The sequence below is a fragment of the Methylobacterium sp. Leaf123 genome (assembly GCF_001423405.1).
Taxonomy (GTDB): Bacteria; Pseudomonadota; Alphaproteobacteria; order Rhizobiales; family Beijerinckiaceae; genus Methylobacterium.
Map to the genome: position 1 here is coordinate 1 of NZ_LMNS01000016.1, position 13,833 is coordinate 13,833.

General features: G+C 67.0%; 21 protein-coding genes. 14 read left to right on the forward strand and 7 right to left on the reverse strand.

Annotated elements, in window-relative coordinates:
• The first annotated feature begins 475 nt into the window (after positions 1–475).
• Positions 476–808, forward strand: coding sequence for a hypothetical protein (locus ASF53_RS13050; RefSeq protein WP_056198830.1), 333 nt, complete (start codon positions 476–478; stop codon positions 806–808).
• A gap of 29 nt (positions 809–837) precedes the next feature.
• Here the strand turns inward: ASF53_RS13050 and ASF53_RS25755 are convergent, their stop codons facing one another.
• A complete protein-coding gene (locus ASF53_RS25755; protein ID WP_156635544.1) occupies positions 838–1,038 on the reverse strand; it encodes a hypothetical protein in 201 nt (66 codons plus the stop codon).
• Positions 1,039–1,222: 184 nt separating this feature from the next.
• On the opposite strand from ASF53_RS25755, the gene ASF53_RS13055 reads away from it, so the two are divergent.
• Entirely contained in the window at positions 1,223–2,587 is a 1,365-nt protein-coding gene (locus ASF53_RS13055) for a hypothetical protein (RefSeq protein WP_056198833.1), read from the forward strand.
• A gap of 458 nt (positions 2,588–3,045) precedes the next feature.
• Here the strand turns inward: ASF53_RS13055 and ASF53_RS13060 are convergent, their stop codons facing one another.
• The 3 genes from ASF53_RS13060 to ASF53_RS13070 all read right to left on the reverse strand — a co-directional run bounded on the left by ASF53_RS13060 (position 3,046) and on the right by ASF53_RS13070 (position 4,384).
• Positions 3,046–3,315, reverse strand: coding sequence for a hypothetical protein (locus ASF53_RS13060; RefSeq protein ID WP_056198836.1), 270 nt, complete (start codon positions 3,313–3,315; stop codon positions 3,046–3,048).
• 112 nt (positions 3,316–3,427) lie between these two features.
• Positions 3,428–3,940, reverse strand: a complete 513-nt coding sequence (locus ASF53_RS13065) for a DUF3060 domain-containing protein (protein WP_056198840.1) — start codon at positions 3,938–3,940, stop codon at positions 3,428–3,430.
• Positions 3,941–4,129: 189 nt separating this feature from the next.
• Positions 4,130–4,384, reverse strand: a complete 255-nt coding sequence (locus ASF53_RS13070; RefSeq protein WP_056198844.1) for a hypothetical protein — start codon at positions 4,382–4,384, stop codon at positions 4,130–4,132.
• A 331-nt stretch (positions 4,385–4,715) separates the two neighbouring features.
• On the opposite strand from ASF53_RS13070, the gene ASF53_RS13075 reads away from it, so the two are divergent.
• The 3 genes from ASF53_RS13075 (at position 4,716) to ASF53_RS13080 (ending at position 5,907) form a co-directional block, all read left to right on the forward strand.
• Positions 4,716–4,964: a hypothetical protein gene (locus tag ASF53_RS13075; protein WP_286134403.1), complete on the forward strand. Its 249-nt coding sequence runs from the start codon at positions 4,716–4,718 to the stop codon at positions 4,962–4,964.
• 142 nt (positions 4,965–5,106) lie between these two features.
• Positions 5,107–5,235 carry a hypothetical protein gene (locus ASF53_RS26715; protein ID WP_286134405.1) on the forward strand — a complete coding sequence of 43 codons (129 nt, stop codon included), beginning with the start codon at positions 5,107–5,109 and terminating at the stop codon, positions 5,233–5,235.
• A gap of 159 nt (positions 5,236–5,394) precedes the next feature.
• Positions 5,395–5,907: a hypothetical protein gene (locus ASF53_RS13080; protein WP_286134406.1), complete on the forward strand. Its 513-nt coding sequence runs from the start codon at positions 5,395–5,397 to the stop codon at positions 5,905–5,907.
• Positions 5,908–5,962: 55 nt separating this feature from the next.
• Here the strand turns inward: ASF53_RS13080 and ASF53_RS13085 are convergent, their stop codons facing one another.
• The 3 genes from ASF53_RS13085 to ASF53_RS13095 form a co-directional block, all read right to left on the reverse strand.
• Positions 5,963–7,027 carry a phosphatase PAP2 family protein gene (locus ASF53_RS13085; RefSeq protein ID WP_056198850.1) on the reverse strand — a complete coding sequence of 355 codons (1,065 nt, stop codon included), beginning with the start codon at positions 7,025–7,027 and terminating at the stop codon, positions 5,963–5,965.
• A gap of 90 nt (positions 7,028–7,117) precedes the next feature.
• Positions 7,118–8,365 carry a GGDEF domain-containing protein gene (locus ASF53_RS13090; RefSeq protein ID WP_056198854.1) on the reverse strand — a complete coding sequence of 416 codons (1,248 nt, stop codon included), beginning with the start codon at positions 8,363–8,365 and terminating at the stop codon, positions 7,118–7,120.
• 95 nt (positions 8,366–8,460) lie between these two features.
• A complete protein-coding gene (locus ASF53_RS13095) occupies positions 8,461–8,838 on the reverse strand; it encodes a hypothetical protein (RefSeq protein WP_056198855.1) in 378 nt (125 codons plus the stop codon).
• A 587-nt stretch (positions 8,839–9,425) separates the two neighbouring features.
• Here ASF53_RS13095 and ASF53_RS13100 point away from each other — a divergent pair.
• The 9 genes from ASF53_RS13100 to rplR all read left to right on the forward strand — a co-directional run bounded on the left by ASF53_RS13100 (position 9,426) and on the right by rplR (position 13,823).
• Positions 9,426–9,959, forward strand: a complete 534-nt coding sequence (locus tag ASF53_RS13100) for a thermonuclease family protein (protein WP_056198858.1) — start codon at positions 9,426–9,428, stop codon at positions 9,957–9,959.
• Positions 9,960–10,267: 308 nt separating this feature from the next.
• Complete coding sequence (locus tag ASF53_RS13105; RefSeq protein ID WP_056198861.1) at positions 10,268–10,549, forward strand: hypothetical protein; 282 nt, start codon at positions 10,268–10,270, stop codon at positions 10,547–10,549.
• Positions 10,550–10,902: 353 nt separating this feature from the next.
• Positions 10,903–11,271, forward strand: coding sequence for a 50S ribosomal protein L14 (gene rplN / locus ASF53_RS13110; RefSeq protein ID WP_012253654.1), 369 nt, complete (start codon positions 10,903–10,905; stop codon positions 11,269–11,271).
• On the forward strand, positions 11,271–11,585 hold the full coding sequence (gene rplX / locus ASF53_RS13115; protein ID WP_003597143.1) for a 50S ribosomal protein L24: 315 nt from the start codon (positions 11,271–11,273) through the stop codon (positions 11,583–11,585). The genes rplN and rplX overlap by 1 nt, the downstream gene beginning before the upstream one ends.
• A complete protein-coding gene (gene rplE / locus ASF53_RS13120; RefSeq protein ID WP_003597142.1) occupies positions 11,578–12,144 on the forward strand; it encodes a 50S ribosomal protein L5 in 567 nt (188 codons plus the stop codon). Before rplX ends, rplE begins: the two co-directional genes overlap by 8 nt.
• A gap of 41 nt (positions 12,145–12,185) precedes the next feature.
• Positions 12,186–12,491 (forward strand): 30S ribosomal protein S14, encoded by a 306-nt coding sequence (gene rpsN / locus ASF53_RS13125; protein WP_003597141.1) that lies wholly within the window; start codon positions 12,186–12,188, stop codon positions 12,489–12,491.
• A 12-nt stretch (positions 12,492–12,503) separates the two neighbouring features.
• Positions 12,504–12,899, forward strand: coding sequence for a 30S ribosomal protein S8 (rpsH, locus tag ASF53_RS13130; RefSeq protein ID WP_003597138.1), 396 nt, complete (start codon positions 12,504–12,506; stop codon positions 12,897–12,899).
• Between the two features lie 16 nt (positions 12,900–12,915).
• Positions 12,916–13,449, forward strand: a complete 534-nt coding sequence (gene rplF / locus ASF53_RS13135) for a 50S ribosomal protein L6 (protein ID WP_056198864.1) — start codon at positions 12,916–12,918, stop codon at positions 13,447–13,449.
• Between the two features lie 11 nt (positions 13,450–13,460).
• Positions 13,461–13,823, forward strand: a complete 363-nt coding sequence (gene rplR / locus ASF53_RS13140; RefSeq protein ID WP_056198866.1) for a 50S ribosomal protein L18 — start codon at positions 13,461–13,463, stop codon at positions 13,821–13,823.
• Positions 13,824–13,833 lie beyond the last annotated feature (10 nt).

Sequence of the window (13,833 nt, forward strand, 5' to 3'; positions counted from 1 at the left end):
GCACGGTTATGCTGCCGGCGAGTGGTCGGGGTCCACATGGCACGTCCAGATCAGGCTTCAGCACCCTTCTGGAATCACCGCCATCCCGGCCACTCAACCCCGGCCAGACATTATCGGACGGGCTCTAAATGAGATACGTGGTGGCAGAGCCGCGAGGGCACGGCTGATGCCTTGACCGAACCATCTCGGCTGCTACGTGTTCTCCCTTCGTTCTAGCCGGGAGACTCGAAGGGTATGCGCCAAGACGCTCTGCCGAACGCGCCGTTGCCTGCCACTCGTAGTAGTCCCGTCGAGGACATCGCACGGGCCTACCTCGTGACCGCTAAGGGCGACGCTGAGGCCGCTCTCCACGCTGCCATCGCGGACGCCCTAGCCGACCTCTGCGAAGCCGAACGCCGAACGTTTCGCCAGGACCAGCTCATCTCCCGTGGCTACGTGCGGGCGGCTCTTCACGAGACCGTTCGGTAGCCGTGTCATGCGCCCGCCCATACGGCCTGACGTCCCCTGCCTTGCGGCCTATCCCTACGTCATCGTGCGGGTGGCCTGTCCGCATTGTCCGAACCGCACGGGGAGCTACCGGCTCGCCCGGCTGGCCGCGCGGCTCGGCCCTGAGACCCCGCTGGAGGACGTGCTTCGGCGCATCGCCTTCGACTGCCCGTGGCTCAACGAGCGGCACCCCAGGTCCAAGAGCCAATATGTTCCGAAGTGCAAGGCCCACTTCCCGGACCTCGAAGCCGCCAGCCCCCAGCCCCCGGACATGCCGCCTGGGCTGATGAAGCTCCGGGTGGTCCAGGGAGGGAAGGCGTAGCTGTGCCGAAAACACCTCCGTTCCCGCCCTCAGAGCGCCTTGCGCTTGGCCGTCGTCCCGCGCCGCCGGGTTCTCCGCTTCGGCTTGCTCAGGGTGCCCGTAGCGGGCTTCAACATCTCCGTGAGCGCCGCACGTTGCTGGCGACGCACCGCGTTGGCCGCGTGGCCTCCCCACCATCCGAGGGCACCGTTGACGGACGAAAGCCATAGGCTGAGTGCGGGGCTCTTCATGATGCGACCTCCGAGGGATCAACGGGGCCTGCGGGGATCGGTTCGCTTCGGTGCGGCTGGTCCGCTCCCACAAATGCGTCCGGCCCTTGCACCCCTTCATCACCGCGCTTCGAACTGTGCCATGGGTGGCGTTAGGGACGGCTTCGGGTAGAACGCGCTCCCCTTGGAACGGAGTGCGCGCCCGATGCGGACAGTGATGCTTACGGCCCTCCTGATGATGCCGGCATCCCATGCGTGGGCAGAGGCGCCGCCCTCTTCCACATTCCGCAAGGTCACGTCGGGCGTGTCGGAGGTGAGTGGTCCCGCAACGGAGACACTGGACCTCATCTCGTCAGTGCCCACCAACGGGACATGGGTGGGGGCAGCAGGGGCACCCATCAAGTGCGAGCCCGTTCTCGGCCCTTTCCATGAGCGCGGCACGGACCTCACGCGCTGCCAGAGCGCGCGCTACTTCACGGCGACTGGCGACAGCAACAAGGGGGAATACGGCACCCTCCTCAACATGCGTTCGGATGCAGGCTTCCCCACGGCCTGCGAGCGCAACAAATCTTATCCTGAGTTCGGCACCTGCCTGAACGATGGCGGTAAGATGTATCGTGTGAAGGAGCGACGCGGCTCGAAGACCTACCATGGCACCACGGCGCCCACCGGCAGCGGCCCGACCGGGACCGGCGATACCATCGTGGACGGGAGTGTGACGTGGCGCTACGAGCCAAACTTTGCCCCTGGAAACGGCGGCAAGACGAACCTCGCCTTGATGACCTATCAAGGGGCAAATGCCGGGGCCACGTGGACAGGCGCCTTTGCCCATCAGATTGCCAGCGGCGGCCCGAAGAAGACGGGTTTCACCCTTGAGTTGGACCTGAACAACTACTGGGGCGACTACGCCACCGGGCCGAACGGTCCCGTAGCGACAGCCCTGCAAATCTTCACGGGCGGCCCGAAGCGATCCAGTAGCGCAATCTCAGTCGGTCAGTACGACCACCCCACCGACAGCACGTCCCTCATCAACGGCATCGTTCTGTGCTGTTCGACGCTCGTGCGCGACAACACCGTCATGGACCTCACGGGCAGCGTGAACGGGTACTTCAACCAGGGCGCTCATACCGGCTCCGCCTTCACGGACGGTTCGACATCGGCCATCAGCTTCAACAGCTACGGAGGGGCCGGCATCGGCTTCCGCCACACGGGGTCTTCGGGGGTCGGCCTGAAACTGGAGGGGCGCTACTCGGGCTTCCAGGTCCAGGGACAAGGCTGGAACGTCAATCCGACCGGGGTTGTAACCTCCTCGGGTGAGGTGGTGAACGGCAGCTCCAGCGTCAGCGGGACCACCACAATCGGAAAGGGCCTGACCGTCGATGCGGGTCCATTCAAGCCGGCACAGTACGCCGTCTCCGACCTCTTCCCCTGTCGGGCCGATGCAAGGGGGAGCCTTGTGGTGGTCACGGACCTGTCCGCGCCGCCCGCGTATCGGCAGACGAAGTTCAAGGGAGGTGGCTCTTTGGCGGCCCCCGTGTTCTGCAACGGGACGGAGTGGGAAATCCACTGAGCGCGCTTGACCCGAACCGTTCGCCTTCGCGGGCATCTGACGGCCACAATGGAGAGCCCTGGAATTGAGGTGCGACCAGCGCCCTCCCCTCCCCTCGTCAACCGCTACAAAAGCCGCTACAAAGCCGCCCGTTCGCGCTCGAAAAACACCAACAATTTCAATGAATAAGGCTGGTACGAAGGGTCTCCCGCCGTCCGCACCAATTTTTTGGAATTGCACGCAACGTCAGTAAGATACTGATAAGTCGCTGTTTTCCGGCACACACCACCACAACACCGAATGGGGTCCGCGCATCGGGCACTGAACCCCGCCGCGCCTTCGGCACGAGTGAGCGGACAGGCAGGGCCTGAGCACCCGCCTCATCCGCAATCGAAGGCCGCCAAAGGATTCCGAGAACATCGGGCGGCAGTCTCGGAAGAGCCGGGAGCGGGCATCGCCCCCGGCTCTCTCGGTCTCGATTACCGGGCCGGACGCTCGCGGACGGTGCGCTCTTCGCGCCGCTCGATACGCTCTTCGCGGCGGGCATCGGGATCGACGCCGAGCACGCCGCCGACGGTGCCGGTGGCGGCCCCGACGGCACCGCCCACGACGCCGCCGACCGGGCCGGCGGCGCGGTTGCCGTCTTCCACGCCGCGTTCAGCGCCGCGAATGGTCCCCTGGGCCTGGGCCGTCGCGGACAGGGCGAGCGGGGAGAGGACGAGGGCGGAGGCGAGCAATAGCCGCTTCATGAAGTTTGCTCCTGGAATCGGTGCGCGGGCGGTAAGCCGCGCTTCACAGGACTAACGGCCGAGCGGCGCGATGGTGCCGAACGCCGGGATCAAGCGCCGGCGGAAGAGCGCCCTACGGCTTCCGTTTGATGACGTTCTTGGCGCCGGATGCCGTCACTTCCGGGTTTGGGGCGCCCTCGCTGCGCGTCCACTCCACGAGATGGTCCACGCCGTTCACTGCCAGCCGCGTGGGCCCGGCGAGGATGAGCGAGACGCGATTGTTGGCGCCCGACATATCCAGCCTGCCGGGGGCGCTGCCGCCGCCCAGCGTCGCCGTGACGACGTTCTGCGCCACGCTGACGGTCACATCCTGGGCTTTGCCGCCCTTCACCGTATTGTCCATGCCGGAGACGAGGAGCGCCCGCCCCTCTTCGAAGCTCACCTTGTGCTTCGACCCATGCACGGTGATGAGCCCGCATTGTCCGGTCAGCGCGATCTCGTTCTCCGCGCCATAGACCCCCACATCCTTCCCGTGACAATCGATATCGCGGCTGATCCCGATACCTTGGATGGTCAGTTCATCGGCCTGTGCGATGCCCAGAGGCGCCATCGCCGCAGCAAGGATCACGGGCAGAAGACGCGACATCGAACCATCCTTGGCAGTTTTCGGGGTGCCGTAGAGAGCAAACCGACCAAGTCACGTCAAACGGTCACGTTGAGGATGCGTTCGGGCTGTCATGCTCAATACAGTCCATTCCGTCGGGAAGGCGGATTGCGCATTCGCGGGATCCGTCCCGGCACGGTGGGTCGCATCCTCAAGTGCCGAGCGAACGCTTCAGCGGGCGGCAGGAGCGGGGTTCGGCTGCGTGGGCTCTCGCGGGGTCGGCTGCGGATTGCCGGAATTCTGGGCCTCGGGAGACGGCGCCGGCTGTTGCGACGGGCTTCCCGGCTGTCCCTCGTTGAGGGTTTGGTTGGCCTCGGTCTGGAGCTTGTCGGCGGTCTGCTGGCTGATGAGCCCGTAGGAGACGGCTGCGGCGAGCGCCACGGCGATGACCGCACCGAGCAGGGTTCTCTTGAGTTTATCCGGCATCGGGGGCGGCCCTCGCATCAGCGCGGCATTGAGCGCGCCCTCTCGGCGAGAGAACAGGGGGCGCACCGATGCGTTCCGGTGGCCAGGCTTGGCGATTGGGGCCGGACCCCGACGGGCTGCATCGAACGCCCGGAAGACACGGCGCAAGGCAAGGATTGGAAGATGATCCGCCGTAAAAGGCCGTGCTTCATCTAAATTTTGCGGCCCCTCGCGCAGAACTATCTTTATGGTTCCGAAAAGCGCAGGATGATCTCACCATCGGAAGAGCAACCCTCAGGCTCCGATGGCTGAGGGCAGATGTGTCCCCGCCTGGAACAGACAGGCGGAGATCATGACCAATATCATTCAAATGAGCGAACACGGCGGCGCGTCGTCGTCCTATCGTCTCTATGATGTCGGAAGCACGGGCGCCGAAGGCCCCGGACGCTTTATCCGCGCCCGAACAGATCCCGAAGCGAAGGCGCATGCCTTGGCGCTCCTCAATGATCATCCCATCGAACTCTGGGACAGGGCACGCTTCATCGCGCGCTACTGGCCGGGAAATCTTCCGATGGCGATTTCGGTGAAGGTTTTCAACTAGAGCCGTCTCCGGCCTGATTGCCTCAGGCTGACGCCTCTCCGTCCTTGTTTCGATGCGCGTTCCTTCGGCGGATCGCCGGAATGCGCGTCAGCCGGCCTCGACATGTCTTTCCACCGCAAATGAACCCGAAGGAGCCATCGACATGGCCACCGAGAAGAAGCGCGGCAGTCGCGAGACGAAGAAACCGAAGAAGTCGACCCCGAAGGTGATCGCGGCCGCGCCCTCCACCAAGAACCTTGTCTCCGCGGCGGTGAAATCCGCCAGCCGCTGACCGGCCCCCGACCTTTTTCGATCCGCACGCCCTGATGCTTCCCCAGAGGGCGAAGGCGTGTGGGCAGGCTGCTCGATACTGGACCCCGGCGATCTAACGCGTTGTTGTCGCCGAGGGCGTAGATGAGCCTCCGCCTCATCCGGTTCGAGCAGCCGCACGATGATGCGCTCTCCACAGCGCTCGGCCGGTCCGGGCTCGACGCGGCCGGCCAAGCCGTGCGAGCCTTGGCCGGTGTCGATCACCAAGCCCGAACTTTCCGCGTTGCTCGCCAGCGCGCACCGCGTTCCGGAGCGTGAGCGCATCGTGGCGTTCCTGCGCGATCCGGCCACCCAACTCATCGAGAACCCGTTCTCGGCCACCCGCGCCGCCGCGGCGCGCAACATCTGGGCCGGCCGAGGTTTCGACTTCCGCGTCATGGGCGTCGAGGCTGCGGGCCTGACGGATCTGCTGAGCGCACTGGCCGAGTTGCCGGCCTCGGAACCGCTCGTCGAGGAAATCGCCCGCTCCGGCCCGCACACCGCGTCGATCGTGCTGAGCGGGGACCGCAGCCGCGTCATCGGCGTGGCCCTCTACGGCAAGCCCGGCACCGCGCTCCCACGCTTCGTCGCGCCCCGCCCCCGCCGCCGCGCCGTGGCCTCGACCCAGCTCGACCTGTTCGCCGATGCCGGTTGAAGCGCCGACAACCCCGCAACTCTATTAAACGCCCGCCCGAATCCTGGGCGAAGCGTCACCCCGTCGTCTGCGGACGCGGGAGCGGTCCAACGCTCCTGTCCGGCAAGGCTTTGGGCGCTGCGCCGGCGAGCGAGACCGGCCGCCGGAACCGGTGAGCGGCCACCAGAACAACCCCCATCAGCGTCCCGGCCAGCACGTCCGGCAGGTAGTGTCCGCCCGCGCCGAGCGTGGCGACGATGATCGCGGCGTTGAGGAGAAGCGCGAGCGGCCCGATCACCGGCACCGGGGCGAGCGCCCAGGCGGTGAGGACCGCGAGGCAGGCGTGGAACGAGGGGAAGGTGACGAGGCCGCGGATCTCCGAGAGCGCGATCGTCGGCAGCGTTCCGTCGCGCAGGGCGTGCAGCGCGTCGAGATGCCAGAGGGCGCCGACCGTTTCGAGATGCCCCTGCGGATAGGCCTGCGGCTCATAGTAGGCGTAGGGCCCGACCGCGGGAAACAAGGCCGAGACCGCGATGGAGGCGAGCAGCGCGAGGCTGAACAGGCGGGCATAGGCCCAGAGGCGCGCGACCCGCGACACCGCGCTCAGGGCGATGACAACGAGCCCGACTTGCGGTCCGCTGGAATGATAGGCCAGCGCCAGCCACCAGGACAGATCCGGATGCGCGGCAAGGCCACCGACCCAGCCGCGCCAATCGAAGCCCATGGCCGCCTCGAACCGCGCCAAAGCGGGATCGGCAAAGGGCAGCGCCAGGGTGGCCCCGAGGTAATGCAGCACGGCCGCCGCGGTGGTGAAGGCGGCCAGATAGGCGCTCGACAGAGCCATGGCCCGCAATTTGGGCTCCGGCTTGACCGCGCTGAACAGGAAGGCGAGCCCGAGCAGGACGGCCACCGCACCCAGCACCGCGAACAGGCCGGTCCAGGCGATGCCAATTCCGGCGATGACGAGCCAGAGGGCGTCGAGAAGAATCAGGCCGCCGACGAGGGCCCAGAACCGGGGACCGGGCGCCGCGAGGCCCGCACTCAGCCGCCGAAGACGCGGTCCGGCCGATGTATCGGACGGTGTGTCGGCCCGCGCATCCGCCTTGCGTGGGCCGGCCCCGCGTTCCTCGTCGAGCAGCATCCGTCGGTCGCTCCTTCCGGCCCGCACCATTCGGCCGTCCCCGGACGGGAAGACGCGGCAGCGCGCGTTTTGTTCGGAAGGCCCGCGACTTCAGGCGGAGGGGATGCCGGCGCACGCGTCGATGTCGACCTGCCGGTTGGCATTGGCAGCGGGCATGAAGCTCTCGACCCGGTTCCGGCCCTCGTTCTTGGCCGCGTAGAGCGCGAAGTCGGCAGCCTTCAACAGATCGGCGGCCTGGATGCCGAAATCCCGCGTCCGCCCCCGCGCGGCGGTGATGCCAACGCTCACGGTCACCGGCGTTCCCGCGGGCAGGCCGGGATGGCGGATGGCGAGATCCGTGACGGCCACGCGGATCGCCTCGCCGGCCGCTCGTGCCGCGGCGGGGTCGGCATCCGGCAGCAGGGCCACGAATTCCTCGCCGCCGTAGCGCGCCGCCAGCCCGCCATGGGCCGCGATGGACGCTTGCAGCGCCGCCGCCACCGCCACGAGGCAGTGATCGCCCTCCGCGTGGCCGGCGGTGTCGTTCAGGAGCTTGAAGTGATCGAGGTCGATGAGGATGACGCCGAGCCACGCATCCCGCTCGCCGGCGCGAGTCCATGCCGCCTCCAGGCACTCCGAGAAGTGGCGACGGTTGGACAGGGTCGTGAGCACGTCGGTTTCCGAGAGCACAGTGAGGCGCGCATTGGCGCGGGCGAGCGCCTCCCCCTGGAGCTTCACCCGCAAACCGATGAGGAAGGACTTCCGGGCCTCCCACTCCCGCGAGTAGCAGAGCTTCAGCGGCACGAGGATCAGCCCGGAGACCAGTAGGGGCAGGCCGCTGCGCTCCGCGTTGCACAGGCCGAACGCCAGAACGAGGCTGCCATAGAGAGCGAGCGAGGCACCGCAGAACCACAGGCAGTGCCGGAACGGCATCGGCGCAATCAGCCCCACCACCAGCGGAACGATGGTGGCGATGATGATGTAGACGTCGGCATGCGGGGCGGGCGCGAGACGGGCGCTGTTGAGGACGACGACGATATCGACGAGCGCCGTGGCGAGGACGGCCGCGGAGATCCGCACCATCGTGGGCCGCCCCCGCAGGGAGACGATCGCCGCCAGCGCGACCGGGCAGAAGACGCCGAGCGTCATCGCCAGGGGCACGACGAACCCCTCGGGACCGAACACCTCGCGGTCCATGACGAGGGAGAGGACGTTGAACAGGGTGAAGACGGCGAGCCAGGACTGCACGTAGCGTCCGCTCTGCCGGTCGGTCTCGGCATGGTACTGCGCTTCGAGCGCGTCCGGAAACTTGAGCCGGTACCAGGGGCGGCTCAACCCGGCTTCGATCGGCTGTAGCATCGATGCGCCAAGTCAAGCCTCTGCTGCGCAAGTGGTAGCTTACCGGAAAGCGGTTTCTCAATTCTTAATGCCGGCCGGGACCGGGACGGACGGCTTCAACCGGCCGGCGATGACACCGGGTCGCCCGCCGTCCCGTAGCCGCGCTTGGCCGCTTCGCGGTTGACGATACCGAAGCGGAGGACCGTCTCTTCCAAGTAATCGACCGCCCTGACGAGTTGGCGGCGCGCCCGGTCCCACTCGTCCGCCTCGGCATCGCCGGAGGTCTCGGCCAGGGTGACGGAGGCGATCAGGACACAGTCGCGCTCATCCTCGATCCGACGGTCGCGCTCGACATGGCCCCGCACATCGGCATCGAAGGCCGCGATGACCGCCCAGGGGAAGTCGTCCTTGCGTCCGCGCGCCGGGAAGGCGGCTGCCAGCCTCCGGGCCTCAGCGGCCGCCCCGCGCACGAGATCTGCCAAGCTCACCGCCACCGTCCGACCCTCCTCGCCTCCGGGCCGGCACGATGCCGCCCCTGCCCCGCCAACGTCCGCCGCGGCGATCCCGTTCGCTGGCGAAGATACGGGCAACGTCCCGATGCCGGGAATCCGGAGCGCGCCGGAACGCACAACAGCGCAGGATGAGGCAGTCCTCTACGCTCACGCCCGCCGAACGGTTTGGGGGCATCGCCGTCCGGTAGGCGTAAGCGGCCGGGAGGCGAACCCACCGGCGGGGCAAAGGATAGGGCCGGCATGCCATTCCGACAGGGGCGGCCCGCGCGATTGTCGGCCGAGCGCGGCGGAACGGCCATCGTTGGTTAACGAAACCGGCACAGGCTCTGCGGCGACGAGCGCGACACGGGCATGCCGCCGCGACATGCCGCCGGCCACGAAAAGGGCATAAGCCATGCTTTAGGTTGTTCGACAGACGCTCGCCCCCTGTCGAAGCTTTTAAGGGCTGGAGGGATCGGGCGTTTCGTCCATCACGTGAGCGACAGACACGTGAGCGTCTTCGGTAGATCGCCGACGCCTCCGCAGGGAATGCCTCCGCGGGTCGAGCGTCGGAAACCCATGGTGTTTCGATGAGACGAACGGGATTTCTCGGTCTGAGCGTCATCGTCCTCGCCGCATTCGGCGGCATCGGCGCGGGCCATGCCAGCGAAAGCGTGAGCGGTCGGCCGCGGATCTTGAGTGGCGACACGCTGGTCGTCAGCGGACGTGTCGTCGGCCTCTACGGCGTGGCGGCGCCCGGCCTCAAGCAGACCTGCCTGAACGCCAAGGGCCACGGCTATGCCTGCGGCGCCCACTCGGCCAAGGCGCTGGCCGCCCACCTGAAGGACGCCACCGTCACCTGCCAGATCCGCGAGACGGATAGCTACGGCCGCGCGCTCTCCGTCTGCCACCGAGACAAGGAAGACCTGAGCGCCTGGATGGCGGAGAAGGGCCTCGCCATGGCCGAGCGCAACCAGCGCGCCGCCTATGTCGGCGCCGAGACGGTGGCCTGGGGCAAGCGCCTCGGCCTGTGGGCGGGCTCTTTCGAGGATCCGACCGGTCGGCCGCGGCCGAGCTACCTGAAGGCCAGCACGGTGGCCGACGCTCAGCCTGAGACGCACTAAAGGGGCCCCGACTCGACCCGGCACCCAAGGCGGAGACGGCCTCGGCGCGGCGCGAGGCCGATCCACCGGCGCGCATGGGTCGATAACGGTGTGCATCGGCACGGGACCGGCGGCCACTCGACAGCCGCGCCGCTTGCGACCGGCCCGGTCCGATGCCACCTAGATCCCTCCAGGCGCGCGGATGGGGCGGCTGGGGATGCGACCTCGGTGTTGCCCCCAGCCAGCCTATTCGGACTCGTCCTTCGCGCGAAGCTGCGGCCCCAAGCCCGCCGGTTCCGGCGGCCTGCGCCAGGGAGTGATGAGAAACCATGCGTTGCCCGATCGCCGTCTCCGCCCTCCTGCTTTCCGGCCTCGTGCTCTCCGGTCCCGTCCTCGCTCAGGATACTGGTGACACCCGGGTCACCCCGACCGGCCGCACCGTCACCGCGACCGGCCAGACCAAGCCGCCGGCACCGGGCCTGACGCAGAGCGACATCTCGTCCGTCTCGCAGGAGCAGATGCTCAAGGCTCAGCGCGCGGCGCAGGCGCGCGACAAGGCGTGGGACGCCAAGATGAACAAGACCATGGGCTCGATCTGCAAGGGCTGCTGATCGCCCCGGCTCGATCTCTGGCGCACGGCGAACGAAGCCCTCCGGCTCCGCCCCAACAACACCGGCACTCTGCCGAAAAACCTTCGCGCGGACCTCCCGACAGCGGCAGGCCGGCGCGAATTCAACGGGCTCCAGGCTTGCACAGCGCCCGCGTCCGTAGTATCGGGCTCGCCTTCGCGACAGTCCTTGGGGTGCTCGCATCCCTTCGTACGCGGTGACCGCGCCGGCGTTCCAACGCCGATAGCGCGGTCTCTTACATGAGCCGGGGACGTCAAAATCCCCATCAGGCGTCGTCCGCCGGGCAATACCGTCCGTGTGCGGAAACCCGCCTGAAACCAGGAAAGGTCACTCCCGTGATCCAGATGCAGACGAATCTGGACGTCGCCGACAATTCGGGTGCGCGCCGCGTGATGTGCATCAAGGTACTCGGCGGGTCGAAGCGCAAGTATGCCGGCGTCGGCGACATCATCGTCGTCTCCGTCAAAGAGGCGATCCCGCGCGGCCGCGTGAAGAAGGGCGACGTCATGAAGGCGGTCGTCGTGCGCACCGCCAAGGACGTGAAGCGCGCCGATGGTTCGGTGATCCGCTTCGACAAGAACGCCGCCGTTCTGATCAACAATCAGAAGGAGCCGGTCGGCACCCGTATCTTCGGACCGGTGCCGCGTGAGCTGCGCGCGCGCAACCACATGAAGATCATCTCGCTCGCTCCTGAGGTGCTGTGATGGCCGCCAAGATCAAGAAGGGCGACACGGTCGTCGTTCTCACCGGTCGCGACGCGGGTCGCTCCGGCGAGGTCATCCAGGTCATGCCGAAGGAGGACAAGGCCTTCGTTCGCGGCGTCAACCTGGTGAAGAAGCACCAGCGCCAGACCCAGAACCAGGAAGGCGGCATCATCTCCAAGGAGGCTGCCATCCAACTGTCCAACATCGCGGTGGCCGACGCCAACGGCAAGCCGACCCGTGTTGGGTTCCGCATCCTCGACGACGGGCGCAAGGTCCGGTTCGCCAAGACCACGGGGGATCAGATCGATGGCTGAGGCCGACAAGAACGCCTACATCCCGCGTCTGCGTAAGCATTACGACGAGGTTGTCCGGCAGAAGCTGATCGAGCAGTTCGGGTACGCGAACCCGATGCAGGTCCCGCAGATCGAGAAGATCGTCATCAACATGGGCGTCGGCGAGTCCACCGCAGACTCGAAGAAGGCCACCGTTGCGGCGGGCGACCTCGCGCTCATCGCCGGCCAGAAGCCGGTCATCACCCGCGCCCGCAAGGCGATCGCGACCTTCAAGGTCCGCGAAGGCATGCCGATCGGCTGCAAGGTGACCCTGCGCAAGGCTCGCATGTACGAGTTCATGGACCGTCTGGTCACGATCGCGCTCCCGCGCGTCCGCGACTTCCGCGGCCTGAACCCGCGTTCCTTCGACGGCCGTGGCAACTACGCCATGGGCCTCAAGGAGCACCTCGTGTTCCCGGAGATCTCCTACGACAAGGCGGAGCAGACCTGGGGCATGGACATCGTCGTCCAGACGAGCGCCACCACGGACGAAGAGGCCAAGGCTCTCCTCGCCCATTTCAAGTTCCCGTTCCGGCAGTAAGCGGCGGCAACGTCGCTTAGACGCGGACACTGGAGAAAGACATGGCTAAGAAAAGCTCAGTCGAGAAGAACAACCACCGCAAGGATCTGGTGAAGCGCTTCGCCGAGAAGCGCAAAGCCCTCCTCGCCATCGCCAACGATGAGTCCCGTGAGATGGAGGAGCGCTTCGAGGCGCGCCTGAAGCTCGCGGAACTGCCGCGCAACTCGTCGGCCACCCGCATCCGCAACCGCTGCGAGATGACCGGCCGTCCGCGGGCCTACTACCGCAAGCTCGGCATCTCACGCGTGGCTCTGCGCGAGCTCGGCAACCGGGGCCTCATCCCCGGCCTCGTGAAGTCCAGCTGGTAAGGGGAGGCATCCATGGTGAACGATCCCGTGGGTGACATGCTCACCCGCATCCGCAACGGCCAGAGCCGTCGCCGCAACGTCGTCCAGACCCCCGGCTCGCGCCTGCGCGCCTCGGTTCTCGACGTGCTGAAGTCCGAGGGCTACATCCGCGACTACGCGGTGCAGGATCTCGGCAACGGCCGCACCGAGTTCCAGATCGAACTCAAGTACTACGACGGTCGCCCGGTCATCCGGGAGATCAAGCGGGTGTCGAAGCCCGGCCGCCGTGTCTACTCGTCCGTTGGCGAGTTGCCGCGCGTCGCCGATGGCCTCGGCGTCACCATCATCTCGACCCCGCAGGGCGTCATGGCCGATCACGTTGCGCGCGAGCGTAACGTCGGCGGTGAAGTGCTCTGCAAGGTGTTCTGATCCGGAGGACAGCGACATGTCTCGCGTAGGCAAGAAGCCCGTCCCCGTCCCGTCTGGCGTCACCGCCACGGTCACGGGTCAGACGGTGAAGATGAAGGGCTCGAAGGGCGAACTCCAGTTCGTCGTCCCGTCCCAGGTGGTCGTCGAGTTCAAGGACGGTGCCGTATCGGTGCAGCCCAAGGACCAGACGAAGCAGGCGCGCTCCCTGTGGGGCACCTCGCGCGCCCAGGTGGCGAACCTCGTCGAGGGCGTCTCCAAGGGTTTCGAGAAGAAGCTGGAGATCACGGGCGTCGGTTACCGCGCCGCGATGGCCGGCAAGGCGCTCAAGCTCTCGCTCGGCTACAGCCACGACATCGAATACGAGATCCCGGCCGGCATCACGATCGTGACGCCCAAGCCCACGGAGATCGTGGTGTCGGGCATCGATCGGCAGCGTGTCGGTCAGGTCGCGGCGGAGATTCGCGAGTATCGCGGTCCCGAGCCCTATAAGGGCAAGGGCGTGAAATATGCTGGCGAATTTATCTTCCGCAAGGAAGGCAAGAAGAAGTAAGGGGGGCGATCATGTCGAACAAGAACGAAGCCCTCCTGCGTCGCAAGGCGCGGGTCCGTCGGGCCCTCAGAGCTGCCGCCAACGGCCGTCCGCGGTTGTCGGTGTTCCGCTCGTCCAAGCAGATCTACGTCCAGGTCATCGACGATGCAGCGGGCCGCACGCTCGCCGCCGCGTCGAGCCTCGACAAGGATCTCAAGCCCAGCCTCAAGACCGGTGCCGACAAGGCAGCGGCCGAGGCGGTCGGCAAGCTCGTCGCCGAGCGGGCCAAGGCTGCGGGCGTCACCAAGGTCGTCTTCGACCGCTCGGGCTACATCTTCCATGGTCGCGTCAAGGCTCTCGCCGACGCCGCCCGTGAGGGTGGCCTGGACTTCTAAGACGCCGTGT